The sequence below is a fragment of the Faecalibacterium sp. DFI.5.82 genome (assembly GCF_029076575.1).
In the GTDB taxonomy this organism is placed as follows: Bacteria; Bacillota; Clostridia; order Oscillospirales; family Ruminococcaceae; genus Faecalibacterium; species Faecalibacterium duncaniae.
The window spans coordinates 1-457 of sequence record NZ_JARFIS010000070.1 but is presented as its reverse complement, the minus strand read 5'-3'; the positions used below and the strand labels follow the sequence as shown (position 1 = coordinate 457).

General features: G+C 58.9%; 1 protein-coding gene. It reads right to left on the bottom strand.

Features of this window, described 5'->3' with window-relative positions; translation table 11 throughout:
- Nucleotides 1-121: 121 nt before the first annotated feature.
- On the bottom strand, nt 122-457 hold a 336-nt coding region (locus P0G09_RS15605; protein ID WP_275253108.1), incomplete at its 5' end, for a TraM recognition domain-containing protein.

The window sequence follows — 457 nt, the reverse complement described above, 5'->3', positions numbered from 1 at the left end:
AGCTGCCCGGTCATTTTCCAGCCTGCTGTCACCAGCGCGATGGACAGCACGAACAGTACCAGCATCATCACCATGCGCAGGGCGGGATGATTTTTCCAGAATGCTTTCATCGTTTGTCACCTTACCCTTTCAGACCGCCCACGGTCATGCCCTGTGTCAGCTGCTTCTGCACGCAGATGTACAGGATCAGGGTGGGCAGCATCACCAGCACCAGACCGGCATACATGGTGCCGTTCTGGGCCGCGCTCTGCTGGGCCTGCATCAGATTCAAAAGGCCCACCGGCAGGGTGCGGGGCGCGCTGGTGGAGCTCATCAGCGTCATGGAAATAATGTACATGGTCGCCAGTTCGCTGGGTGTCATCAGCTCCCGGCCCAGCCGCTGGTTATTTTGACTGTAGCTTTCCGACTGGCCACGGGAGCGGCTGTCCGTCTGCATGGAGATTGTAGCCTTACCCAG